Origin of the sequence: Streptomyces sp. NBC_00090, assembly GCF_045160815.1 — a bacterium.
GTDB lineage: Bacteria > Actinomycetota > Actinomycetes > Streptomycetales > Streptomycetaceae > Streptomyces.
The window spans coordinates 378691-404013 of sequence record NZ_CP108224.1 but is presented as its reverse complement, the minus strand read 5'-3'; the positions used below and the strand labels follow the sequence as shown (position 1 = coordinate 404013).

Below are 25323 nucleotides of genomic sequence, written 5' to 3'. Positions count from 1 at the left end.
CGACCGGCGACGGGGGGAAGAGGGTGCGCAGAAGAATCTGACTGAGTGTCAGAAAACTATTGAACTGACTCCCGCACTCCTGCAACCTGTTCCAGAACTGGAGACGGGAGACCCCATGGGTGGCACCGAACATCTCGGCGTGCGGCGCGAAGGCGCCACGCTCGTACTCACCTTGAACCGGCCCGAGGCCAAGAACGCCTTCTCGCTGCCGATGCTCGTCGGCCTCTACGACGGCTGGCTGGAGGCCGACGCCGACGACGGCATCCGCTCGATCGTCCTGACCGGAGCGGGCGGGGCCTTCTGCGCCGGCATGGACCTCAAGGCGCTGGCCGGCAAGGGCATGGAGGGCGAGCAGTACCGGGACCGGCTGAAGGCCGACCCCGACCTGCACTGGAAGGCGATGCTCCGCCACCACCGCCCCCGCAAGCCCGTCATCGCCGCCGTCGAGGGGTACTGCGTCGCCGGCGGCACCGAGATCCTCCAGGGCACCGACATCCGGATCGCCGGCGCCTCCGCCACCTTCGGCCTCTTCGAGGTCCGGCGGGGCCTCTTCCCCATCGGCGGCTCCACCGTGCGCCTGCCCCGCCAGATCGCCCGCACCCACGCCCTGGAAATGCTGCTCACCGGCCGCCCCTACACCGCGGAGGAGGCCGCCCGCATCGGACTCGTCGGGCGCGTCGTCCCCGACGGCACGGCGCTGGACGCGGCCCTGGACATCGCCGAACGGATCAACGCCTGCGGCCCGTTGGCGGTCGAGGCGGTGAAGGCGTCCGTGTACGAGACGGCCGAGATGACCGAGACCGAAGGGCTGGCCGCCGAGCTGAAACGCGGCTGGCCGGTCTTCGACACGGCGGACGCGAAGGAGGGGGCGAGGGCGTTCGCGGAGAAGCGGGCGCCGGTGTACCGGCGGGAGTGACGTCTCCCCACCCCGCCCCTTCCCGTGACCGGGGGCTCCGCCCCGGACCCCCGCGCCTCGAACGCCGGCGGGGCTGAATGTCGCTCCGCCCCCAACCAAGGAGCCCGCCCCATGACACCCACCCCCGCCTCCCCGCCGGAGGCGCTCCGCGCTCCCCTCGTCGTCGAGTTCCCCTTCACCCGCTCCCTCGGCCCCGTCCAGTCCGCCTTCCTCACCGGGCTGCGCGAGCGGACCGTGCTCGGCGTGCGTACCGAAGCCGGAGCGGTGCTCGTCCCGCCCGTCGAGTACGACCCCGTCACCGCCGCCGAGCTCCGGGAGCTCGTCGAGGTCGGTGCCACCGGCACCGTCACCACCTGGGCCTGGAACCCCGAGCCACGCCCAGGCCAGCCCCTCGCGACGCCCTTCGCCTGGGTCCTCGTCCGCCTCGACGGCGCCGACACCGCCCTCCTGCACGCCCTCGACGCCCCTGGTCCCGAGGCCGTCCGCACCGGACTGCGGGTCCGGATCCGCTGGGCCGCCGAACGTGCGGGCGCCATCACCGACATCGCCTGCTTCGAGCCGTACGAGAGCGAGCCGGCGGCCGAAACCGCCCCGCACGACGGACAGTTCGGCGACGACCCGGTCACCGGCATCGTCGCCCCCGCCCGCCTCGACTACACCTACAGCCCCGGCCGCGCCCAGAGCCGCTACCTCCACGGGCTCGCCGAGCGCCGGACCGTCGGCGAACGCTGCCCCTCCTGCGCCAAGGTGTACGTACCGCCCCGCGGTGCCTGCCCCACCTGCGGAATCGCCACCACCGACCAGGTCGAGGTCGGCCCCCGCGGCACCGTCACCACCTACTGCATCGTCAACATCAAGGCCAGGAATCTGGCCATCGAGGTGCCGTACGTCTACGCCCACATCGCCCTCGACGGCGCCGGGCTCGCCCTCCACGGCCGTATCGCCGGCATCCCGTACGACCAGGTCCGCATGGGCCTGCGCGTCGAACCCGTGTGGAGCGAGGACGGCCGCTACCCCGACCACTACCGCCCCAGCGGCGAGCCCGACGCCGACTACGACACCTACAAGGAGCTGCTGTGACGCCGCACCGGCCGGAACGAGAGGTGGCGATCGTCGCCTTCGCGCAGAGCGACCACCGTCGGCGCACCGACGAGCTCTCCGAGGTGGAGATGGTGATGCCCGTCCTCCACGAGGTGCTCCGGCAGACCGGGCTCAAGACCTCCGACATCGGCTTCACCTGCTCGGGCTCCTCCGACTACCTGGCCGGACGCGCCTTCTCCTTCACCATGGCCCTCGACGGCGTCGGCGCCTGGCCGCCGATCTCCGAGTCCCACGTCGAGACGGACGGCGCCTGGGCCCTCTACGAGGCCTGGGTGAAGCTCCTCACCGGGGAGGCCGACACCGCACTCGTCTACGCCTACGGGAAGTCCTCACCGGGATCCGTACGCGACGTCCTCACCCGCCAGCTCGACCCCTACTACCTCGCCCCGCTCTGGCCCGACTCCGTCGCCCTCGCCGCGCTCCAGGCCCAGGCCCTCGTCGACGCCGGCCACACCGACGAACCCGCCCTCGCGGCGATCGCCGGCCGGAGCCGAGCGGACGCGGCGGCGAACCCGCACGCCCAACTGCCCGGCGCCCGCCCCCAGGGCGAGTACGTCGTCCAGCCCCTCCGCACCGGCGACTGCCCGCCCATCGGCGACGGCGTCGCCGCCGTGATCCTCGCCGCAGGCGACCGCGCCCGCGAACTCTGCGCGCGGCCCGCCTGGATCCGGGGCATGGACCACCGGATCGAGGCCCACTCCCTCGGGGTCCGCGACCTCACCGACTCACCCTCCACCCGCCTCGCCGCCGAGCGCGCGGGCGCCTTCGAGCGACCCGTCGACACCGCCGAACTCCACGCGCCCTTCACCTCGCAGGAGGTCGTCCTCGCCAGGGCGCTCGGCCTCGACGACACCGTCCGCATCAACCCCTCCGGCGGCGCCCTCGCCGCCAACCCCGTCATGGCCGCGGGCCTCGTCCGCCTGGGCGAGGCCGCCGCCCGCATCCACCGGGGCGCGTCCGACCGCGCCCTCGCCCACGCCACCTCCGGGCCCTGCCTCCAGCAGAACCTGGTCGCCGTCCTGGAAGGGGACCCCCGTGCCTGAGGCCCTGACATCGAAGGAGCCCGTCGCCGTCGTCGGCATCGGCCAGACCAAGCACGTCGCCGCCCGCCGGGACGTCTCCATCGCCGGACTCGTCCGCGAGGCCGCCGTCCGCGCCCTGGAGGACGCCGGACTCACCTGGGCGGACATCGACGCCGTCGTCATCGGCAAGGCCCCCGACTTCTTCGAGGGCGTGATGATGCCGGAGCTGTACCTCGCCGACGCGCTCGGCGCCGTCGGCAAACCCATGCTCCGGGTGCACACGGCCGGTTCGGTCGGCGGCTCCACCGCGCTCGTCGCCGCCAACCTCGTCGCGGCCCGCGTCCACCGGACGGTCCTCACCCTCGCCTTCGAGAAGCAGTCCGAGTCCAACGCCATGTGGGGCCTCTCCCTGCCCGTCCCCTTCCAGCAGCCGCTGCTCGCCGGTGCCGGGGGCTTCTTCGCCCCGCACGTCCGGGCCTACATGCGCCGCACCGGCGCCCCCGACACCATCGGCTCCCTCGTCGCGTACAAGGACCGGCGCAACGCGCTCAAGAACCCGTACGCCCACCTCCACGAGCACGACCTCACCCTGGAGAAGGTGCAGGCCTCCCCGATGCTCTGGGACCCCATCCGCTACTCCGAGACCTGCCCGTCCTCGGACGGCGCCTGCGCCATGGTGCTCACCGACCGTGCGGGCGCCGCCCGTTCGCCGCGCCCGCCCGCCTGGGTGCACGGCGGCGCGATGCGCAGCGAGCCCACCCTCTTCGCGGGCAAGGACTTCGTCTCGCCGCAGGCGGGCCGGGACTGCGCAGCCGACGTCTACCGGCAGGCCGGCGTCACCGACCCCCGACGGGAGATCGACGCCGTCGAGATGTACGTGCCGTTCTCCTGGTACGAGCCGATGTGGCTGGAGAACCTCGGCTTCGCCGAGGAGGGCGAGGGGTGGAAGCTCACCGAGGCCGGCGTCACCGAACTCGACGGCGACCTGCCCGTGAACCCCTCGGGCGGGGTGCTCTCCACCAACCCCATCGGAGCCTCCGGGATGATCCGCTTCGCCGAGGCAGCGCTCCAGGTGCGCGGCGAGGCGGGCGAGCACCAGGTGGAGGGCGCGCGCCGGGCGCTCGGCCACGCCTACGGGGGCGGCGCGCAGTTCTTCTCCATGTGGCTCGTGGGAGACACCCCGCCCACCTCGTGAGCCCGGGTACGGGACCCGCCTACGCTGGCGCGCATGAACGCGGAACGTGATCTGACCCGGCTCCTCGCCGGGATGCGGCCGGAACTCGCCCCCGGGCGGTACGTCTTCACCACGGTGGCCGGCCCCGCCGTCCCGGCGGGCGTCGCCCCCGTGGTCACCGTCGCCGAGCGGGAGGGGCTCACCCTCGTCGTACGCCAGGAGGAGGCGGACGCGGCGGCCCTCGCCTACGACTACGTGGCGGGCTGGATCACCCTGCGGATCCACTCCGCGCTCGACGCCGTCGGGCTGACGGCCGCCGTCGCGGGCGCCCTCGCCGACGTGGGCATGAGCTGCAACGTCGTGGCCGGATTCCACCACGACCACCTCTTCGTCGAACACGCCCGGGCCGAGCAGGCGTTGGCCGTCCTGAACGGCCTCGCGGAGCGGTCGGGGAGCTTGGGCGATTGACGGTCACAGGGCGCGCCATCCGGCGTACGCTGGGGTTTTCGCGGGGCCCACCCGCCCGGCTTCCCTCACTGTGCGCCGGGCGTGCGCCCCCGGTGTGGGGGTGGAACGTGGTACATGAGAACGGCCGGCCGGCCCGCCAGGGTTTCGGCCTCTTCGAACGTGAGGCGGCGCTCACGGCGGCCGAGGAGGCACTCGACCTCCTGACCGGCCTCGCCGATGAGCCCCCTGCCCGGCCCGACCGCGTCCCCGCGGCCCGAGGTCCTCATCTCGTAGCGGTCCCCGCCCCTCGCTCGGGGTCCGCCCCGGGCGCCGGGCCCGCCCCCGCGGCCCACCCGGGCTCAGCCGGCCCGACCGACCTCCCCGGTCCCGCCGGCCACGCCGGCCTCCCAGGTCCCACCGACCTCCCCGGCCTGCCTGACGCCGTCGAAGAGACCGCCCGCCCCCGCCCCACCCGGCGCGGCGGCATCCTCGCCTACGCCGCCCCCGCCGGGCTCGGCAAGACCACCCTGCTCGCCGAGATACGGCGGCTCGCCGCCTCCCGGGGCTGCACCGTGCTCTCCGCGCGCGGCGGCGACCAGGAGCAGCGGGTCGCCTTCCACGTCGCCCGGCAACTCCTCCAGCCCCAACTGGCCCACGCCTCCGACAGCGAACTCCGCGAGCGGCTCGGCTCCTGGTACGACATCGTCGGCCCCGCCCTCGGGCTGCGCGCCACCGGCGCGGGCTCCCCGCCCGACCCGCAGGGCCTGCGCGACGGACTCGACTGGGTCCTCACCCATCTCGCCGTCCGGCGCGCCCCGCTCGTCGTCGTCCTCGACGACGCCCACTGGGCCGACCCGGAGTCCCTCGGCTGGCTCGCCGCCTTCGCCCCGCGCGCCGAGGAGCTGCCCATGCTCCTCGTCGTCGCCTACCGTCCGGACGAACTCCCCGACGAGGGAGCCGAGTTCACCGGGCGCCGGTCGGGGCAGCGGCCCCTCGGCCTCGACCCGCTCACCTCCGACGCCATCGCCCGACTCGTCCGCGACCGCGTCGGAGCCCACGCCGACGACGCCTTCTGCCGCGAATGCTGGACCGTCACCTCGGGCAACCCCTTCGAGGCCGTCGAACTCGCCGCGAAGGTCCGCGACCACGGTCTCGAACCCACCGCCGGCGGCGCGCACGAGCTCCGCGACCTCGCCGCCGCCCTCAAGGGCAGCGGCCTCGTCACCCGCCTCGAACGCCTCGGCCCCGCCACCGTCCGCCTCGCCTGGGCGTGCGCCGTCCTCGGCACCGAGATCTCGCCCCAGCTCGCCGGGGCCGTCGCGGGCCTCGGCGGGGAGTCCGTCGCCGACTGCGCCGATCGGCTGCGCGAGGCCCGGGTGCTCGCCGAGACCGACGACCCCGACGAGCCCCTCGAATTCGTCCACCCCCTGATCGCCACCACCGTCTACCGCTCCATCCCCGCCGCCACCCGCGTCGCCCTGCACGGTCAGGCCGCCTGGTGCGTCGTCGACGCCGGCCTCGGCTCCACCGCGGCCGCGCGCCACCTCCTGGAGACCCACCCCGAGGGCGACTCGTGGGCCGTCGGCCATCTGCGCGCGGCGGCCCGCGAGAACCTCCGCGCCGGCGCCCCCGACGCGGCGCGCCGCTTCCTCGCCCGCGCCCTGCGCGAGCCGCCCGCCGCCGACGACCGGGCCGCCGTCCTCTTCGAGCTCGGCTGCTCCTCCCTCCTCACCGAACCCGCCACCACCGTCAACCACCTGCGCGCCGCCCTGGAGGAGCCCATCGCCGACCCGGCGCTCCGCCACGGCATCGTCTACCGCCTCTCCCAGGTCCTCGCCCACAGCGACCGGCTCGTCGAGGCCTCCGAACTCCTCGGCCGCGAGGCCCGGCAGACCACCGACGCCCGCAGCCGCCTGCGCATGCAGGCCGAGAAGTTCATGTGGGACGCCTTCCGCGCCGACGAACCCGAGTCGCCCGCCCGCTCCCGCCGCCTCACCGCCCTCGCCGACCGGCTCACCGGCCGCGACCTCACCGAGCGGTACGTCATCGGCCTGCGCGCCTGGGACGCCACCCTGCGCGCGGAACCCTCCGGCGTCGCCGTGGGGCACGCCGAGCGCGCCCTCGAAGGCGGCCTCAGCTGGGCCGACGAGAGCCGCGGCTTCGAGGTCCCGGTCCTCGTGGCCCTGACCTTCCTCTACGCCGACCGCCCCGGCCGCGCGGAGGAGCTCTTCGCCGCCGGCACCGCCGAGTTCGAGCGCCAGGGCTGGCGCGGCGCGCACCTCTCCTTCGCGTACACCCTGCTCGGCTACATCCGCTACCGGCGCGGCCGCCTCGTCGAGGCCGAGGACTTCGTCCGGGCCGGACTGCGCCTGGCGGAGCGCGTCGGCCCGCGCACCCCCGCCCAGTGGTACGCCGTCGGCGTCACCATCGAGGTCCTGCTCGCCCGGGGCCGGGTCGAGGAGGCAGACCGCATCGCCCGCGCCCACGACTTCGGCGAGCCCTTCCCGGCCGCGGTCACCTTCCCCGACTCCCAGACCGTCCACGCCGAACTGCTCCTCGCCCGGGGACGCACGGACGAGGCCGCCGCCGAGCTGGCCGCCGTCGGCCGCCGCCTCGACCCGCGGGGCATGCGCAACCCCGCCTGGTGCCCCTGGCAGCTCCACCTCGCCGTCGCGGAGGCCGTCACGACCCCCGCCAGGGCCCGCCGGACCGCCCAGGAGGCGGTCGCCAGGGCCCGGCAGTACGGGGCACCCTCCGCGATCGGCTCGGCGCTCCGGGTGCTCGCCGAGGTCTCGGAGCCCTCCGAGCGGGTAAAGCTCCTGGAGGAGTCCGTCGACTGGCTCGACCAGTCGCCCGCCGCGTACGAGCTCGCCCGCTCCCTCGTCGCCCTCGGTGCCGCCCTCCGCCGCACCGAGCGGGCAGGGGAGGCCGCCGATCACCTCTACCGGGGCCTGGAGGCCGCCCAGGACTGCGGCGCCGACGGTCTGGTCGACCAGGCGCGGGCCGAGCTCGGGGCGGCCGGGCTGCGCCCCCGGGCGCTCCACTCGGCCGGCACGGACACGCTCACCGCCCGTGAGCGGCAGGCCGCCGATCTCACCGTCCGCGACCGGGACGTGGCCCTCCACCTCGGCGTCGACGCGACCACCGTCAGCCGGCTCCTTTCGGCCGTCTACCGGAAACTGGGCACCGATCGCACGGGCCTCGCCCAGGCCCTGCGGAACACGGGCCGCCCCGGCGGGCAGGGCTGACGAGAGGTGGCCGCCCGGCGCGCGGCATCGCGCGCCGGGGCACGTACCATTGCCGTATGTCCTTCCTCCGCCGCCGCAGCGCCGCCACACCCGCGGGTCCGGACTTCGACGTCCTGGCCATGGACCCGGGGGACTGGCCCGGTAATCTCGGTGCCGGTCTGCTGCCCGCGCCCGACGGCACCTGCCAGGGCGTGTTCCTCCGGTACGACCTGTTCGGTGGCCGCGGCCCCGCGATGATCATCGGCAATCTGCCCGAGGGCTCCCCGGCACGCGAGCTCGCCGACGCGCAGATCCCCTTCGAGGTGGCGCAGCTCCTGGCCGCCCTGGAGAACGACGAGCCGGTCGAGGTGCTCGACACCGAGGACGTCCCCGTGATGCAGGGCGACAACCTCCTCATCGTGCGCCGCCTCAAGCTCTCCGAGAGCCGTATCTCCTGCGTCCAGTTCGACCGCAGCGACAACGTCCTCGTCACGATCGCCAGTTGGGACCGGCCGATCACCGACGATCTGTACGCGCTGCTCAAGCCGCTGCCCGCCGAGCTGTTCCAGCAGGGCTGACGGGAGCGGGGGCCGATGAGCGCGCGCGTCGACGCCTGGATCTGGGCGGTCCGTCTCACCAAGACACGTGCCCAGTCCGCCGCGGCCTGCCGGGCCGGGCACGTGAAGGTCAACGGCGAACGGGCCAAGCCCGCCCAGTCGGTGAAGCCCGGTGACGAGATCCGGCTCTTCCACGGCGGCCGGGAGCGGATCGTCGAGGTCAAGGAGCTCCACACCAAGCGGGTCGGCCCGCCCGTCGCCGTCGAGGCGTACGTGGACAACAGCCCGCCCCCGCCGCCGCGCGAGCACGTGGCGGTCGCGGCGGTGCGCGACCGGGGCGCCGGTCGCCCCACCAAGCGGGAGCGCCGAGAGATCGACGACCTGCGCGGCCGACGCGCCTGAGACATCCCGGCACGTGGGTGCCGAGGGCCGCCCCCGGGAGACTCCCGGAGGCGGCCCTCAGTGGTTTCGGCACGCGGCGGAGCCGATCAGAGAGCGGAGCCGAGCCGATCGGATCAGCGCGTGGCGGAGCCGATCAGCACGGAGCGGAGCCGATCGGATCAGCGCGGAGCGGAGACGATCAGTGCGGCCACCCGCGCGGCCGAGGTGCCGAGCCCCGTCGGCCCCCGGCCCACCAGCGGGGTGCCGCTGCCCACATGGACGTCCTCGGCCCCGTAACGCCGTACGCGCTGGTGCCAGTTGAGGATGCCCGCGAGCCAGTCCTCCAGCTCCCGCAGATACGCCTCGAAGGCCGCTCGCCCCTCCTTGCCCAGGCCGAAGTCCTCGTACAGCAGCGGGACTTCGTTCTTCTTGAGGTGCTCGTACTGACGCAGCCTGCCCCGCATCAGGTCGTCGACCATCGCCACCCCGGTCGGGTAGTCGCAGTCGAAGAACTTCTGCAGGACGAGCACGCCGTTGTGCACCTCGCCCTCGACCTCGATCTCCTTCTGGTAGGAGAAGAGGTCGTTGACGAGCGTCGCGTAGTCGGCGACCGAGTTCTCCAGGGCGCGCACGGTGCCCGTCCGGTAGATCTCGGGGGGCAGCGCCTCGGTGTGCCGCAGCCGGCACAGCAGCATCGTCAGCTCGGAGCCGAAGGTGGTCCGGCGCATCTCGATGTAGTCGACGGGGTCGGGCACGCGATGCTGTGCCTGGTTGTGCAGCTCCCAGAGCCAGCTGTCCAGCATCGCCTCCAGGGCCGTCCTGAGCTGGGCCCGAGCCTCCGGAGCCATCGGGCCGGCCGTGCGTGCCCACAGATCGGCGAGGGAGACCTCCAGCGGGTGCGAGGCGAGCGCCGCTCCGGCCGTCGGATCCTCCACCGGCATCAAGGACCTGAGCCCGTCGGTGAACCGCTTCGCGCCGGTCAGGTCGCGCGGCCGGCCGAAGACGAGCGGGTAGTAGTCGTCCCCGTACGTCCCCCACGTCAGCCACTCGGCGCTGAGCTCCAGCTCCTCCAGGGTGGCGTCCGGGTCGAGCCCCGCCGAGCAGAGCGCGAAGTCGAAGCCCTCCAGCATGGGCCGGTCCCAGATGTCGTTCAGGAGCCCCATGCGCTCGGCCCAGTCCACCGAGAGCCGCAGCGCCTCCCGGTGGTGCGGGCTGAGCGTGAGCGGGTAGGGCAGGTCGAACTCCGGGAGCAGCGACGGCCCGACGTGCTGGTGCGGCTGGTGCGTCAGCGTGCGCAGCCGGGACGCGGCCGGGCGCCCGAAGAGCGTTCGGATGTCGAGGGCGGAGGTGCCGAGCACCCCGTCGAACCGGGAGGGGCCGCCGACCATGCCCTCGTTCATGTACCGGCTGGAGCGCATGTGCCACTCGTGGCCGCCGGACTGCCAGTCCTGGAGCCCCTTCGCGTACGCCGCCACCGCCGCGCACTCCGCCGGGCTCAGGCCCTGCTCGGCGGCGAGCACCGGCACCTCGGTCAGGGCCGTGTTCTCGAACTGCTGGAGCCGTGAGGTCAGCAGGTCGTTGACGGCGTTCGCCGCCTCCTGCGTCGTGCAGCCGAGGAACTTCTCCAGGACGAGGACGCCGTTGCTGTTCTCCCCCTCGTCCTCCACCTCGCGCTGGTACGAGAAGAGGTCGTTGCGCAGGTGCACGGCGTCCGAGAAGGCGTCCCTCAGCACGCGCAGCGGCCGGGAGCACGCCACCCGGTCCGGGACCTCGGCGCCCGCCGCGTACTCGACGAGCCCGGCCGACCAGGGCGCGCCGCCCACCTTGCGGCGCATCTCGATGTACTCGACGGGGTTGGCGATCCGCCCCTCGTTGATGTTGTCGAGCTCCCAGAGCGACTCGTAGAGCAGGTGCTCGGTCGCCTCCGCGAACCGCACCCGCCAGGCGTCGGACATCGACGGGATGGTCCGCCGCCAGAGGTCCGCGAGGCCGGCCTCGACGGGGTTGGTCGGTTCGGGCATGCCCGTCGCCGGGTCCGCCGGCATGAACATCGGCAGCCGGTCCAGATAGGCCTTGCTGCCCGCCCGGTCCTGGGTGCGCTTGAAGATCTCCAGGAAGTGGTCGTCGAAGAAGAAGACCCACGTGTACCAGTCCGTGACGAGGTCGAGGGCCTCCGCGTCGCAGTCGGGATGGGTGTACGAGCAGAGCAGCGCGTAGTCGTGGGAGTCGAGGTCGTGCTCCTCCCAGACGCCGGAGCCCTCCAGCATCCCCATCTCCCGCGCCCATTCCCGGGTGTGTGTGCGGGCGGTCTCCACATGGGGGTTGAGCCGGGCCGGATACGGAACATAGAAGTCCGGCATAACGAAGGGCTGAGGCATTTCCTGAGGGGCCTTCCGGTGAGCATGTGCGGTGACCGGCCCAGAGTTACCCGTCGCCCGGACGGCGCACGCGATCTTCCGAATAGTCGTATGAACGGTGACGGGGTGGTGCCGGAGTGTTTCTCCGGCACCACCCCTCGCCTTTCGGTCACCCTTCGGTCAGGCCCGGGAAACCTGCACGTCAGCCGCCTTCACGAAGGCCACTCGATGGCCGAACTGGATCTGGTAGTACTCCTCCTGGCCCCGGACGACCGTGTGCCCGCTGCTGTCGAACACCGGCGCGAAGTAGTACTCGCCCGGGGTGCGGTCGCCCACCACGTACCGCTGCCCCGCGAGCAACTTGTACGGCAGCGGGGACACCGCCTGCACCGGCACCCCCGCCGGATACGCCGAGGCCTCCGGATAGGCCCGCCCGTAGACCGGCACCTCCGCGAGCCCCTCCCGGGGCGTCAGGACGAGCCCCCGCGCGTTCACCGCCGTCGCTTCGTTCCGCGGGTTGTGGAACCACGCCTTCTGCCCGAGGTACCAGATCGCCGTCCAGTCCCCCAGCCGGTCCGCCACGGCGAAGCTCTGCCCCGTCGAGGCGCGCGCCCCGGTGTCGTTCACCCCGGTGGTCGAGTCCTGCCCGCCCGGCCGCAGCCCGATGTCCTTCACGAGGGGCGCGTCGGCGCTCGGCGCGGTGTGCAGGCGCACCGCCCCGCTCCCGTGCGGCGCGCAGACCTCGCCCGCCTTCACGCACCCCGTGTAGACCGGCTGATGGGCGCTGTACTCGGGCCGGATCGTCACCACCCCGGCGGACGGACCGGCGCTCGGCGTGATGGGGCGGCCGAGCAGCTGGAAGTAGTGCGCCCAGTCCCAGTACGGGCCCGGGTCCGTGTGCATGCCCCGGATCGTCGAGGTCACCGTGCCCGGCACGTTGTCGTGGCCCAGGATGTGCTGCCGGTCCAGCGGGATGTCGTACCGCTGGGCGAGATGGCGCACGAGCCGTGCCGAGGTCCGGTACATCGCCTCCGTGTACCAGGAGTCCGGCGAGGTGAGGAAGCCCTCGTGCTCGAGCCCCACCGACTTGGCGTTCACGAACCAGTTGCCCGCGTGCCAGCCGACGTCCTTGAGAGGGAGGTGCTGCGCGATGTGCCCGTCGGAGGAGCGCAGGGAGTACTGCCACGACACGTACGTCGGGTCCTGCACCAGCTTCAGCGTGACGTCCCAGACCGCTTCGGTGTCGTGGATGACGATGTAGTCGATCGACTGGGACGAGGGCCGGTTCGCCTTGTCGTGGTTGCCGTAGTCACCGTCGCCGAACTCCTCGTACGGCGCCGGGATCCACTCGCAGGCCACCGAGCGCGGGCACTCGACCGGACCGCCGGCGGGCCGGCGCAGACCGAGGGCGTCGACCTGTTCCGTGGCGGGCGCCACCGCCGGGACGGCCGGGAGCGTCACCAGCTGGCCGCTGTCCGTCGTCCGGGACTCCCCGGTCCGGATCACGTCGAAGACGTCGTTCGCGTACGTCGCCGCCGTCGCCGAGTCGTCGGCACCGGAGTAACGTGCCACCGCCCCGTACCAGTCGGCGGGGTCCGGACTCGCGGGCAGCCCGGCATCCCGCTGGGCCGCGGCGAGCAGCGCCGCCCCGCCCTCGATGTTCGCGGCCGTGGCGGTACGCAGCTCCTCGGCCGGGATCCCGGACAGTGCGGCCGCCCGCTCCAGGGTCCGCAGCCGGCCGGGCAGTGCCCCGGGCGCGGGCGACGGAGCCTCCGTCGCGGTCCGGACCGCACGCGAGGAGTCGCCCCGCGCGTCCTCCTCGCCCTCCGAGTGGTGCGGGGCGGCCGTGGCGAGCGCCGTCACGGCGTCCGTCAGGTGCATCGGCCCGTAGCCGCCGGTCACGCTCGGCGCACCCCCGTGGGTGTCCCATCGCGACTGGAGGTACGAGACGGCGAGCAGCACGCTCTCGGGTACGCCGTGGCGCGCGGCGGCCCGCGCGAACTGTCCTTGGAGCGTGCCGGCCTCGGGCACCCCGGCGACGGCGGACGGTGCGGCGGAGAGCAGCGGAAGCAGGAGGGCGGCGGACGCCACGGCGCCCACCGCCCTCGGTACACGACGGGGGGACACACGTCTGGGCGACGCGGAACGGAGCAAGGCAGCCTCCAGGGGCGGGGGGTGACGCGGGGGCGTGCGGGACCGAACCCGTACAGGGGTATCGGCTCCCGGACGATCCGTCAATCACGCCTGCGCACACGGAAGTTCCCACGTCAGAGCGGGAATGGAGGCCGTTCGGCGGAGTTTCGCGGAGACGGGTCCCGGGCCTGGGACGCGTCAGTGGAGTGGACCAATGGGAGGGGCGTCCGGGAGATTCCGGATGCGCCCCGGTCGCGGACGGAAACGGTGCGCCGCGTCCCGGTGTGTCGGCACCGGGCGCACGGCGTACCACCCCCGTGTCGTCGGTCGGACCCGCCCCTTCAGCGCGTCCCGACCGCCGCGCGCACGGCCCGCCGTGCCATGGCGCAGTCGTCGTGCAGCCGCCTGAGCAGCAGCCGCTGTTCCTCGCCGGCCGAGAGCGCCCCCGAGGGCATCGGGACGGTACCGGCCGGCGGGGCCTCCTTGATGGTGCGCTGCACCGCCGTCTCGTAGGTACGGATCTCCCGCGTCAGCACGATCATCAGGTTCACCAGGAAGGCATCCCGGGAGGCCGGGCCCGCCTGCTGGGCGAGCTGACTGATCTGGCGCCGGGCCAGCGGCGCGTCACCGAGCACCGCCCACAGGGTCGCCAGGTCGTAGCCGGGCAGGTACCAGCCCGCGTGCTCCCAGTCGACGAGGACCGGGCCGGCGGGGGAGAGCAGGATGTTGGAGAGCAGGGCGTCACCGTGGCAGAACTGGCCCATGCCCTGACGGCCGCCCGCGTGCGCCAGGCCGTGCAGCAGCTTCTGCAGGTCGTCCCGGTCCCGGTCGGTGAAGAGACCGAGCTCGTGGTAGCGCGCGATCCGCGTCCCGTAGTCCAGCGGGGCGTCGAAGGTCCCGGCCGGCGGCCGCCAGGCGTTGAGCCGGGCCACCGCGCCGAGCACCGCCCGCACGTCGGCGCGCGGCGGGGCCTCGACGGGGTGGCGCGAGAGCGCTGCCGCCCGCCCGGGCATCCGCTCGATCACCAGCGTGCAGTTCTCCGGGTCCGCGGCGATGAGCCGGGGCGCCCGCACCGGCGGGCGGTGGCGGACGAAGGAGCGGTAGGAAGCTATTTCGTGCCGGAACCGCTCGGCCCACGCGGGGGAGTGGTCCAGTAAACACTTCGCGACCACCGTGGTCCGCCCGGTCGTCCCGACGATGAGGACGGAGCGGCCGCTGCGCCGCAGCACCTGGACCGGATTGAACTCCGGACAGATGCGGTGGACCGCGGCGATCGCCATCTTCAGCTGCGCCCCTTGCGGGCCGGACAGATCGATTCTTCCGCTCACCGGCTGCGTGCCGGTGCCGCCCGTCCAGCGCCGGGGCCGAACGGCCTGGGGCGCGGGGGCGAGGTACGGCCCGGCACCGGCCGGGACGATGCGGTGCTGCGGCCGGGGCGGGGCGGACACGGAGGACGATGCTGTGTACATGGAGGTGACAGATCCCTTCGTGGTCCGACGAGTTGCGTGCGTCGCCCCGCCCGCCCCCGGGTCCGCACCCTGGGGAATGAGGGCCGGTCGGCGGGGCGGGGTGGCGCGTTCCTACCTGACACCCGGGCGCGGGTGGCGGAACATCGGGCGCACCCTGGCGAACCCTGGCGAATAGTCGCCAGCCCTATGACAGCGGGCTACTGTCAACTCAGCCGAGAACCTGGGGGCTTAGACGTGACCGGACAAACCAACACCCGCCTGGCAGACCTGTTCGGCCTGGCCGGCTGGTCCAAGGGCGAACTCGCGAGACTCGTCAACCGGCAGGCGGCGGCCATGGGCCACCCCCAGCTGGCGACCGACACCTCGCGGGTGCGGCGGTGGATCGACCGGGGCGAGACCCCGCGAGATCCCGTCCCCCGGGTGCTGGCAGCACTGTTCACCGAGCGACTCGGCCGTGTCGTGACCATCGAGGACCTCGGGTTCGAACGACACGGGCGCGCCGGAAAGCGGCAGGACGTCAGGAACAACGACAACCCTGACAACCTGCCCTGGCCACCCGATCGTACGGCTGCGGTCCTCACCGAATTCACGGGAATGGACCTCATGCTCAACCGACGCGGCCTGGTGGGCGCGGGAGCGGCGCTCGTCGCCGGCTCCGCACTCAGCAGCAGCATGTACGACTGGCTGCAGACCGACCCCGCACAGAAGACGTCCGCTCAGCGGGCCAACGATCCCCTCCACGCCGACCCCGCCGGGTTCGACCGCTACGAGGCCGCCCCCATCGGGTCGGAGGAGATCGAGGCCCTGGAGCGTTCGGTGGAGGTGTTCCGTGCCTGGGACGCCTCCCGGGGCGGCGGCCTCCAGCGGAAGGCCGTCGTGGGCCAGCTCAACGAGGTGGGAGGCATGCTCGCCTACCGCCACGCCGACCACCTCCAGCGGCGCCTGTGGGGCGTCGCCGCCAACCTCGCAGTCCTGGCGGGCTGGATGTCCCACGACGTGGGCCTCGAACCCACCGCCCAGAAGTACTTCGTGATCGCCGCCCACGCGGCCCGCGAGGGCGGCGACCGCCCCCGGGCGGGCGAGGCCCTGTCCCGGGCGGCCCGCCAGATGGTGCACCTGGGCCGGCCCGACGACGCCCTCGACCTGATGAAGCTGGCCAAGACCGGCGCGGGCGAGCAGGTGCTGCCCCGGACGCAGGCCATGCTGCACACCATCGAGGCCTGGGCGCAGGCCTCCATGGGGCGCGGTCAGGCCATGAAGCGCACCCTCGGCGAGGCCGAGGAGCTCTTCGTCTCCGACCGGGCGGACGTCGAACCGCCGAGCTGGATGCAGAACTTCGACGAGGCCGACATGCACGGCATGCAGGCCCTCGCCTACCGGACCCTCGCGGATCACGACGCCTCCGCCGCGGTCCCCGCGCAGCGGCACGCCAGGCTCGCCCTGGAGCTGCGACGGAACGGGCACAACCGCTCGAAGCTCTTCGACTTCATCTCGATGGCCTCGGCCTGCTTCATCGCCGACGACCCGGAACAGGCCGACCGTTACGCCCGGCTCGCCCTGATCTCCATGGGAGAGACGTCATCCCACCGGACCTGGCACCGGCTGCGGGAGATGTACCGGCTCACCGGGCAGTACGCGGGGTACTCCAAGATCGAGGACCTGCGCGAGGAGATCGAGCTGGCCCTTCCCAAGTCGCCGGTCAACCGGCCGAGGACGGGGCAGGCCTGAGCCCTTGGGAGGGGTTGGGGCTGGGGCAGGGACGACCCGGATCCCGGGTCGGTCGACTCGTCGATCCCGGTTCCGTCGGCCGCCCCCGGGCCCGTCGACGACTCCGTACGCGTCAGCGGCCGACCTGCGCGAAGGGGCCGGTCGACGACTCCGTACGCGTCAGCGGCCGACCCGCACGACCATCACGCAGGCGTCGTCCTCGCGAGGCTCCTCGCCGAACTCCTCGACCACCGCGCGCACGCACTCCTGTGAGTCCCGCGCACCGGTGAGCCGGGGGCCGAGGGCGAGCAGTCGCCGCGTGCCCGTGTCGTCCTGCGCCCCGCTGCCCCGGGTCAGTCCGTCCGTGTGCAGCACCAGCAGGTCGCCGGGGAAGAGTCTGGTCTCGGTCTCGCCGTACCTGCCGCCGGTCGTCGCTCCGAGCAGGACGCCCTCGGGCCTCCGGAGGGCGTGCCCCGTCCCGTCGCGGAACAGCAGCGGGGCGGGGTGGCCCGCCTGCGCCCAGGTCAGCGTCTGGGCGACCGGGTCGTAACGGCAGCACATCGCACTGCCCAGCGCGGGCTGGACGGAGGTCTCCAGAAGCTGGTTGAGGTGGCCCATCAAGGCCCCGGGGCGGATCCCGGCCACGGCCATGCCGCGCAGCGCGCCGAGGAGCATGGCCATCGAGGAGGTCGCGGCGACCCCGTGGCCCGTGAGGTCCCCGACGGTCAGCAGCGCGTCACCGTCCGGCAGCGCCAGCGCGTCGTACCAGTCCCCGCCGATCAGCCCGGTGCTCGCCGCCGGCAGGTAGTGGGCCGCCACGTCGAGCGGGGCGGGACCGTCGTGGGCGAAGCGGAGCGAGCCGCGCCAGGGCGGGAGCACCGCTTCCTGGAGCTCGACGGCGACCCGTCGCTCGGTGCGCTCGATCTGGCGGCTGCGCTCCAGGCTGTCCCGGCTTTCGCGGACGGCCCGCTGGCTGCGCCGCAGCTCGCTGACGTCCCGTAGCACCGCCCACATGGAGGCGGTGCAGCCGTCGGCGTCGAGAACGGGCTCGCCGGTCATGTGCACGGTGCGCACGCGGCCGTCCGTCCGTACGATCCGGAACTCGCCGTCGATCGGCTTCCCGTCGATCAGACAGTCCGTCACCATCCCCTGGAGGACGGGCTGGTCCTCGGCGAAGACCATCGACGGCATCTCGTCCAGCGACATGGGGCCGTTCTCACGGTCGCGGCCGAAGATCTGGTACAGCTCCTCGGACCAACTGACCTCGTCGGTGAGGAGGTTCCACTCGGCGCTGCCGACGCGGGAGAGGAGCGAGCCGGTGCGGGCCGGGGCGGCTTCGCCGTAGGCGGTGCCGGGCTCGGTGGCCAGGGCCGTGTCGAGGACGGCGTCGACCTCGACGCCGGTGCCGGTGTCGGGTCCGCCGTCGGTCCCGGTCGCGACCCCCTCGGGAACGCCGACCCGGAGCTGCCCCAACTGCGCGCCGAGATCGTCCAGTTGGTGCACGGCGAGGTCGCACAGGGCGCGCTGCCAACGCTGCTGGGGGTCGTCGTCGTTCGTCACGGCGTCCCGGCGGACCGCGTCCACCTCGCCGCGGAGGCGACGGGTCTGCGAGATCAGCGCGTCCACCGCGCCCGGCTCCGGCGGCTGGGCGGGACGATCCGCGAACAGATGGGACGGCATGTCGTACTCCGATACAGGCGCGGCGCGGCCAGGTGGGAAAAGGAGGCCCGAATACGACTGTTGCACAGCCCGGGACAGCTCGTAAGGGATTTGGCAACACTCGATCCGGTGGTGCTTCTGGCATATGTCAACGGCCCGACGAATTTCGGCCAGGGCGCGACGCGTTACGGTGCGGGGGTGGTGAGCGACGACGGAAACAGCACGGTGAGCACGCACGCGGCAGGCATGCGAGTGCGGGGAACGAGCGCGCGTACGAATGCGCGGCCGGGCGCGCACGCGGGTGCGGACATACGTGCGGGCGCGGTCGCGGGAGCGGACGCGGGAAGGTCCGCGGGCGCGAGTGTGGGCGCTGCCGGAACGGCGGTGCTCCTCGCGGCCGCACCCGCCGGACGGGGCCGTGCCATGGACGCCGCCTCCGTGCTGCCGGCCCTCGCCGCCGTGCCGCCCGCCGTCCTCACCGGTACCGCGACGGCCAGCGTCGTCGAACTCGCCGACCCGCTGGACCCGCAGACGGTCCTCACACGCCTGCGCGCGGCGGCGGCGAGCCCCGGCCCGCTCGTCGTCTTCCTCGCGGGCCAACTCCACCTCGACAAGCGGCAGCACCTGCCCCATCTCGCCCTCGCCCGCACCACCCCCGCGACCCTGCGCTACACCGCGCTCCCCTGGCACTGGCTCGCCGGCGAACTCGGCGTCCGGCCGCCCGGCACCACGACCGTCGTCGCCGACCTCGCGGCGGACCCCGACGTCTGGCTACGGCTCGCCGCCGCACCGGACCTGCTGCACCTGGGCCCCGGACCGCTCCTCTACGGACGGGTGACCCCCGCCCCGCGCCGGGGCGAGCCCTCGACCCCCGACTACCTGCGCGCCTGGGCGGAACTCTGGCGCTCAGGCGCCCGACCGCCGCTCCCCGCGCTGCACGCCGAGGCCGCCGCACGCGCGGCGGCCCGCGCGACCGCGCCGGAGGCATTCCTGCTGACCCCCGCGCCGACGCCCGCTCCCGCCGGTTCGATGCCGGCCGGCCCCCTGCCGACGGGCCCTCTGCCGGCGGCTCCGATCCCTGCCGTCCCCGCGCCCGCAGGCCGAACGACCGCGAACCGAACGCCCGCAGGCCGAACGACTGCGCTCCCCGCGACCGCCGTCCCCATGCGGGCAGTCCCCGCACCCACCGTCCCCGCACCCGCCGGTCCTCCGCCCGGCGTGGTCGAGGACCCGCACCCCGCGATCCTCGCCGCGGCGACGGCCGGGCGGCACGGCGAGGCGGCGGCGGTCGCGGCAGCCTGGGAGAGCGACGCCCTGCGCCGCCACGGGCCCCGATCCGTCGAGGCCGTGCACTGGCTGGAGGTACGGGCCGACCTCGCGCGCCTCGCGGGCGAACCGGCCCGCAGCTGCGAACTGTGGCTCACCGCCGCCGAGTCCCTGCTGGCCCTGGGGCAGCGGGCGGACGACCCCGACGTCGAGGGAGCCGTGGACCGGGCCCACCACCAGTGGGAGCGGATCGGCGACCCCGCCAGGGCGCGCGCCCTCGGCCCCACGCTCGTCGCGCTGCGCGAGAGGGTGCCCGGCCGCCGGCCCGGCGCCCTGGCCGCACTGCGACGTCGCATGGGCTGACGCCCGAAGCGCGGGCCCACGGGTACGGCGGGCCCGCGCACCGAAGGCCGGGCGTCGCCAGGAGCCCGGCGCCGCCCGACACCGGCGGGCGCCGCCCGACACCGCCCGGCACCCACCCCGAAAGGCCCCCGCGTGACCTCGACCGCCCCGGCGCAGCGTTCGCTCGCCACCGCCCAGCGTTCGCTCGCCGACCCCTCCGTGCGGCACCCGCTCTGGCCGCCGCTCACGGCCGGCTGCCCCGTCACCTCCACCGACGAGATCGCGTACCCCCTCGACATCGACTACGCCTACGACGAGGTCCCCGCCGACCTGTTCACGCGCCCGGCCGCCCACGGCCTCGACCGGTGGGCCCCGCTGCTCCCGCCGCTCGCCGCGCCCGGCCTGGGCGAGGGCAACACGCCGCTCGTCGCGCTCCCCGACGGCGTCTGGATCAAGGACGAGTCCAGGAACCCCACATGGAGCCACAAGGACCGGCTCAACCGGGTCGCCGTCAGCGCCGCAGTCGCCTCCGGCGCGCAGGGGATCGTCGTCTCCTCCTCCGGCAACCACGCGGCGGCGGCCGCCGCCTACGCGGCCCGCGCCGGGCTTCCCTGCGCCGTCTTCACCTCCCCGTACGCGCCGCCGGCCGTCGCCTCCCACCTCCGCGCCTACGGGGCGACGGTCCTGACCGTCCCGTACGAGTCGGTCCGCCCGCTCATGCGCCGGATCGTCGGGGAACTCGGCTTCCAGTCCGTCAGCAGCGTCACGGACACCGCCCACACCGGACACCCCTTCGGGCCCGAGGGGTACAAGACCCTCGCGTACGAGATCGCCCTCGACCTCGGGAGGGCTCCGGCGGCGGTTCATCTCCCCACCGGATACGGCGAGTTGCTCTTCGGTGTGGCCAAGGGCTTCCAGGAGCTCGCCCGGCTGGGCGTGACCGATTCCGTCCCCCGGATGTACGCCACCGAACCCGCCGCCGCGGGCGCTCTGACGGAGGCCCTCCGCACCGGCCGCCCGGCCGCCCGGGTCCCCGTCGGGCTGACCCTCGCGTACGCCATCGACTGCGAGATGACCAGCTACCGCGGCGTCGTAGCCGTCCGTACGACCGGGGGTGCGGCCCGCACGGTGACGGACGATCAGATGACCTCGGCACAAGCCGAGTTGGCGGACCAGGGGCTCTGGTGCGAGACCTCCGCGGCGGCCGGTCTCGCAGGGCTGCGGGCCCACGGCCCGCGCGAGACCGACGGGCCGGTGGTGTGCGTGGTCACGTCCAGCGGCTACAAGGACGTCTCCACGGCCAGGGACACGTACGAGCCGACGGCCCCGGACTGGGAGCCGATCAGGGCCGCCCTGACGGCGGCCCGGGAGGAGCGGCCGTCCACGTGACGGCCGCTCCCGGTCGGGCCCCGATCCGCGGGGCGCCCGCTACGGTGTGTCGGTCCGGCCCGGCGCAGGGGGTACGAACCGGATGTTGAACTTGAAGGTGCCCGTCGACAGCGCGATCCCCACGAAGAGCAGGGCGAAGTGCTCCTGCCCCCGCGCGGTGACGATCCCGCCGAGGTCGAGCAGCGACTCGGCCGGCCAGCCGAGGTCGGCGAGGAGACCGCTCACCACCCGCTTGGCCTCCGCGTCCTCACCGGAGAGGAAGAGCGTGCTGGGCCCCTCCAGGGAGTCCGGCGCGACCATCACATCGCGGTCGATCGTGCAGAGGGTCTTCACCACGCGTGTGTCGGGGAACGCCTGCTGGATCTCCTCGCCGAGGCTGAGGACCTGGTGCGAGAGCGACTCGTCCTCCAGGAAGCCGACGGCGACGTCGAGCAGGACCTTCCCGGCGAGCGCCGGGGCCCCGATCGAACCGAGCAGCGCCACCGAGGCGGTGCCCGGGGTCGCGTTCACCAGGACCTCCGCGTGCGCGGCGGTCCCGGCGGGGTCCTCGACCCGTAACCCCGCCTGAAGGAGTTCCTTGAGCTCCGCGAGGAGCTCCTCGTCCCCGGGCCGCCGTGACCCGAGGGCGACGTCGTGTCCCGCCCGCAACCAGCCCGCGGCGAGAGCCCGTCCTACATTGCCTGTTCCGAGAATTCCGATACGCATGGCGTCATCCTGGCGTCGCCGGGACCACCGCCGCCTCGGCCGGAGGACCGTACCCGCCTCGACCTCTCGTCCTAGGGCCCGTCCGAACAATTCCAGCCGGGTCCGGCCCGCCCGGGTGGAGCGCCGGGCGCGATGCGTAGCCATGAACGGGCGCACCCGAGGTCCCCGAGCGTCGACTTCAAGCCAATCTGCGCAGACGGAATGACATGTTCACGCAAACAGGGCAGCCTTACGCGCAACTCGGAGCAGCTGACGAAGCATCAATGCGCATGCAGTGCATGGTGGTTGGTTGTGCAGCTCCTTGGTCAGTCCTGCCCGGGCGGCTCCACCCGTCCGTCCGGTCTCAAGGCCGAGCCCCTCGGCCGCCGTCTTAGGAGTTCACTGTGAGACGTTCCCCCCGCAAGGCTGTCGCCGCGGGTGCCCTGATAGCCAGTGCCGCGATGGTCGCCGTCGCGCTGCCCGCTACCACCGCCACCGCCGGCACCACGGGCACCGCCGGCACCCAGGCACCGGCCCAGGCCGCCTCCGTCAGCCCGGCGCCCCGAGCCGGCGCCCTGGCGGCCAAGCTCACCCCGGCTCAGAACGCTGCGCTGCTGGCCGACGCGCAGGCGCACCGCGCCACCACCGCAAAGGCCCTGGGCCTGGGCGCGAAGGAGGAGCTGCGGCCGAAGTCCGTCCTGAAGGACGCCGACGGCACGCTGCACACCCGCTACGAGCGCACCTTCGCCGGCCTGCCGGTCCTCGGTGGTGACCTGGTCGTCCACGCGGATGCCAAGGGCGCCGTGAAGAGCGTCACCAAGGCCACCAAGGCCACCGTCAAGGTCGCCTCCACCAACGCCGCCAAGACCTCCGACTCGGCGAAGACCTTCGCACTCGGCCGCGCCAAGGCCGAGGGTGCGAAGGCCCCGACGGCCGAGTCGGTGCGCAAGGTGGTCTGGGCCGCCTCCGGCAGCCCGGTGCTGGCCTGGGAGTCCGTGGTCGGTGGCCTGCAGCACGACGACACCCCCTCCGAGCTGCACGTCATCACCGACGCCGCCACCGGCAAGAAGCTGTTCGAGTACCAGGGCGTCAAGAACGGCGTCGGCAACAGCCAGTACGCCGGTCAGGTCACCCTCGGCACCTCCGGGTCCGGCAGCAGCTACACCCTGACGGACAACACCCGTGGTGGCGGCAAGACCTACGACCTGGGCCACTCGGACGACGACTGGGCGACCGGCACGCTGTTCACCGACACCGACGACACCTGGGGCACCGGGAACCCGTCCCACAACCAGACGGCCGCCGTGGACGCACACTACGGCGCCCAGCTGACCTGGGACTACTTCAAGAACGTCCACGGCCGCACCGGCATCCGCAACGACGGCGTGGCCGCCAACAGCCGCGTCCACTACGGCAACACCTACGTCAACGCGTACTGGTGGGACACCTGCTTCTGCATGACCTACGGCGACGGCGACGGCAACACCAAGCCGCTCACCTCGATCGACGTCGCCGCGCACGAGATGGGCCACGGCATCACCTCCGCCACCGCCAACCTCATCTACAACAACGAGTCCGGCGGCCTGAACGAGGCCACCTCCGACATCTTCGGCGCCGCCGTGGAGTTCTGGGCGAACAACGCCTCCGACCCCGGGGACTACCTCGAGGGTGAGAAGATCGACATCAACGGCGACGGCACGCCGCTGCGCTACATGGACAAGCCCTCCAAGGACGGCGCCTCCGCGGACTCCTGGAACTCCAACCTCGGCTCCCTCGACGTCCACTACTCTTCCGGCCCGGCCAACCACTGGTTCTACCTGGCCTCCGAGGGCAGCGGCGCCAAGCTCGTCAACGGCGTCAGCTACAACTCCCCGACCTACGACAACAAGCCGGTCAACCCGGTCGGCCGTGACGCCGCCGCCAAGATCTGGTACCGCGCGCTCAGCACGTACATGACCAGCAACACCAACTACGCCGGCGCCCGCACCGCCACCCTCCAGGCCGCCGCCGACCTGTACGGGGCGAACGGCGTCATCTACAACAACGTCGGCAACGCCTGGGCCGCGGTCAACGTCGGCCCGCGCATGGTCCAGGGCGTCACCCTGACCAACCCCGGCAACCAGGTCTCCCAGACCGGCATCGCGCTGAGCCTGCAGATCCAGGCCGTCACCAGCAACGCGGGAGCGTCGCTGACCTACACGGCCACCGGCCTGCCTCCCGGCCTGACCCTCAACGCCTCCACCGGCAAGATCACCGGCACGCCCACCACGGCCGGCAACTACGACATCACGCTCACCGTCAAGGACTCCACCAACGCCCTCGACATCGTGTCGTTCTCCTGGCTCACCTGGACCCTGGGCACCTGTACCACGACGCAGCTGTTCGGCAACCCCGGCTTCGAGTCCGGCAACACCGTGTGGACCGCGAACGACCCCCAGCTGATCACCAACGACAACTCCTGGCTGCCGGCACGCACCGGCACCTGGAAGACGCTCCTGGCCGGCAACGGAAACTCCTGGTACAACGACGCGATATCGCAGACCCTCTACGTCCCCTACGGATGCAAGGCCACCGTCAGCTTCTGGCTGCGCGTCGTCACCAACGAGGGCACCACGACCATCCCGTACGACAAGCTGACTGTTTCGGCCAACGGCACCACCCTGGACACGTACTCCAACCTGAACAAGAGCACCGGCTACGTGCAGAAGACGATCGACCTCGCCCCGGTCGCCGGCCAGTACGTCACCCTGAAGTTCGCGGCCAAGGAGGACCTGGCCGCCCCGACCTACTTCCTGCTCGACGACACCGCCTTCACCATCCACAACTGAATCACCCACTGAGACGGTGCTGACGCCGCCCTGACAGGCCGACGCGCCGGATCGGAGCGCGAGGCCCGTCCCCTTCCGGGGGCGGGCCTCGGGTTTCAGCATCGGACCACCGGCCGGGGACGGGCCGGGGAGGGTCAGGCGAGCGCGGGGTCGGTGAGGTCGAGGCGGAGTTCGTTTCTCCAGTCGTTGGTGAAGACCGCGGTCGATCCCTCGAAGCGCACGCCCAGGAAGGGGTTGGAGCGGTTCATGACGGCCACCCAGCGCAAGGCGCCCGCCGCGTCGAGGCGGGCGAGGTAGCCGACGTTCCCCATGCCGCTGCCACCGCCGCTCATCCGTCCCGAGCCGTCCGGCAGCGGACTCTCGAACCAGCAGTCCACCTCGTTCGTGCCGTCCTCCTCGACGGCACGGGCCACGTCGACGGGCTCCCCGAGGCGGAAGGGGATCGGCCGGCCCGCGTCCGGGTGATAGGCGCCGGGGCCCTCCACCAGCACCTCCAGACCGGTGTCGTCCGGCCGGTACAGCGCGTCACGGAACGGCATCTCCCCGGCGGCCCACAGCCGCACGATCATCCCCACGTGCCCTCCCCGCTCAGTTGGTCCCAGGAGCCTCGCACAGGGGGCTCGTGCGCGGGCCGCGGAGTCCGTGAAACGGACGAGGCCACTGG

Annotated in this window: 18 protein-coding genes; 12 read left to right on the top strand and 6 right to left on the bottom strand. The window is 73.2% G+C overall.

Going from position 1 to position 25323, the window contains the following annotated elements:
• Positions 1 to 115: 115 nt before the first annotated feature.
• From OG361_RS01870 to OG361_RS01835, 8 genes are all read left to right on the top strand, one after another.
• A complete protein-coding gene (locus OG361_RS01870; RefSeq protein ID WP_405851499.1) occupies positions 116 to 916 on the top strand; it encodes a crotonase/enoyl-CoA hydratase family protein in 801 nt (266 codons plus the stop codon).
• A gap of 111 nt (positions 917 to 1027) precedes the next feature.
• Positions 1028 to 1996, top strand: a complete 969-nt coding sequence (locus OG361_RS01865; protein WP_405851498.1) for a Zn-ribbon domain-containing OB-fold protein — start codon at positions 1028 to 1030, stop codon at positions 1994 to 1996.
• Positions 1993 to 3060 (top strand): thiolase domain-containing protein, encoded by a 1068-nt coding sequence (locus OG361_RS01860; RefSeq protein ID WP_405851496.1) that lies wholly within the window; start codon positions 1993 to 1995, stop codon positions 3058 to 3060. The genes OG361_RS01865 and OG361_RS01860 overlap by 4 nt, the downstream gene beginning before the upstream one ends.
• Positions 3053 to 4234, top strand: a complete 1182-nt coding sequence (locus tag OG361_RS01855) for a thiolase domain-containing protein (protein WP_405851495.1) — start codon at positions 3053 to 3055, stop codon at positions 4232 to 4234. Before OG361_RS01860 ends, OG361_RS01855 begins: the two co-directional genes overlap by 8 nt.
• Before the next feature lie 33 nt (positions 4235 to 4267).
• Positions 4268 to 4681 (top strand): ACT domain-containing protein, encoded by a 414-nt coding sequence (locus OG361_RS01850; protein ID WP_405851494.1) that lies wholly within the window; start codon positions 4268 to 4270, stop codon positions 4679 to 4681.
• 410 nt (positions 4682 to 5091) lie between these two features.
• Positions 5092 to 7908, top strand: coding sequence for an AAA family ATPase (locus OG361_RS01845; protein WP_405862007.1), 2817 nt, complete (start codon positions 5092 to 5094; stop codon positions 7906 to 7908).
• Between the two features lie 56 nt (positions 7909 to 7964).
• Positions 7965 to 8465 (top strand): hypothetical protein, encoded by a 501-nt coding sequence (locus OG361_RS01840; RefSeq protein ID WP_405851492.1) that lies wholly within the window; start codon positions 7965 to 7967, stop codon positions 8463 to 8465.
• Between the two features lie 15 nt (positions 8466 to 8480).
• The gene (locus tag OG361_RS01835) at positions 8481 to 8846 is read left to right on the top strand and encodes an RNA-binding S4 domain-containing protein (protein ID WP_405851491.1); all 366 of its coding nucleotides are present in this window, start codon (positions 8481 to 8483) and stop codon (positions 8844 to 8846) included.
• Positions 8847 to 9004: 158 nt separating this feature from the next.
• On the opposite strand, the gene OG361_RS01830 is transcribed toward OG361_RS01835, so the two are convergent.
• From OG361_RS01830 to OG361_RS01820, 3 genes are all read right to left on the bottom strand, one after another.
• Positions 9005 to 11203: a germacradienol/geosmin synthase gene (locus OG361_RS01830; RefSeq protein ID WP_405851490.1), complete on the bottom strand. Its 2199-nt coding sequence runs from the start codon at positions 11201 to 11203 to the stop codon at positions 9005 to 9007.
• Between the two features lie 159 nt (positions 11204 to 11362).
• On the bottom strand, positions 11363 to 13282 hold the full coding sequence (locus OG361_RS01825; protein WP_405851489.1) for an N-acetylmuramoyl-L-alanine amidase: 1920 nt from the start codon (positions 13280 to 13282) through the stop codon (positions 11363 to 11365).
• A gap of 374 nt (positions 13283 to 13656) precedes the next feature.
• Positions 13657 to 14784, bottom strand: coding sequence for an aminoglycoside phosphotransferase family protein (locus OG361_RS01820; RefSeq protein ID WP_405851488.1), 1128 nt, complete (start codon positions 14782 to 14784; stop codon positions 13657 to 13659).
• A gap of 234 nt (positions 14785 to 15018) precedes the next feature.
• Here OG361_RS01820 and OG361_RS01815 point away from each other — a divergent pair, with 234 nt between their 5' ends.
• Positions 15019 to 16512: a hypothetical protein gene (locus OG361_RS01815; protein ID WP_405851487.1), complete on the top strand. Its 1494-nt coding sequence runs from the start codon at positions 15019 to 15021 to the stop codon at positions 16510 to 16512.
• Positions 16513 to 16671: 159 nt separating this feature from the next.
• On the opposite strand, the gene OG361_RS01810 is transcribed toward OG361_RS01815, so the two are convergent.
• Entirely contained in the window at positions 16672 to 18171 is a 1500-nt protein-coding gene (locus OG361_RS01810; RefSeq protein WP_405851486.1) for a PP2C family protein-serine/threonine phosphatase, read from the bottom strand.
• Between the two features lie 342 nt (positions 18172 to 18513).
• On the opposite strand from OG361_RS01810, the gene OG361_RS01805 reads away from it, so the two are divergent.
• Positions 18514 to 19779 carry a hypothetical protein gene (locus tag OG361_RS01805; RefSeq protein WP_405851485.1) on the top strand — a complete coding sequence of 422 codons (1266 nt, stop codon included), beginning with the start codon at positions 18514 to 18516 and terminating at the stop codon, positions 19777 to 19779.
• Positions 19780 to 19911: 132 nt separating this feature from the next.
• Positions 19912 to 21147, top strand: a complete 1236-nt coding sequence (locus OG361_RS01800; RefSeq protein ID WP_405851483.1) for a pyridoxal-phosphate dependent enzyme — start codon at positions 19912 to 19914, stop codon at positions 21145 to 21147.
• A gap of 39 nt (positions 21148 to 21186) precedes the next feature.
• Here OG361_RS01800 and OG361_RS01795 read toward each other — a convergent pair whose 3' ends face one another.
• Positions 21187 to 21852, bottom strand: coding sequence for an NADPH-dependent F420 reductase (locus tag OG361_RS01795; protein WP_405851482.1), 666 nt, complete (start codon positions 21850 to 21852; stop codon positions 21187 to 21189).
• A gap of 383 nt (positions 21853 to 22235) precedes the next feature.
• On the opposite strand from OG361_RS01795, the gene OG361_RS01790 reads away from it, so the two are divergent.
• A complete protein-coding gene (locus tag OG361_RS01790; RefSeq protein WP_405851481.1) occupies positions 22236 to 24659 on the top strand; it encodes a M4 family metallopeptidase in 2424 nt (807 codons plus the stop codon).
• 134 nt (positions 24660 to 24793) lie between these two features.
• On the opposite strand, the gene OG361_RS01785 is transcribed toward OG361_RS01790, so the two are convergent.
• Positions 24794 to 25228, bottom strand: a complete 435-nt coding sequence (locus tag OG361_RS01785) for a hypothetical protein (RefSeq protein WP_405862005.1) — start codon at positions 25226 to 25228, stop codon at positions 24794 to 24796.
• Positions 25229 to 25323: the final 95 nt, after the last annotated feature.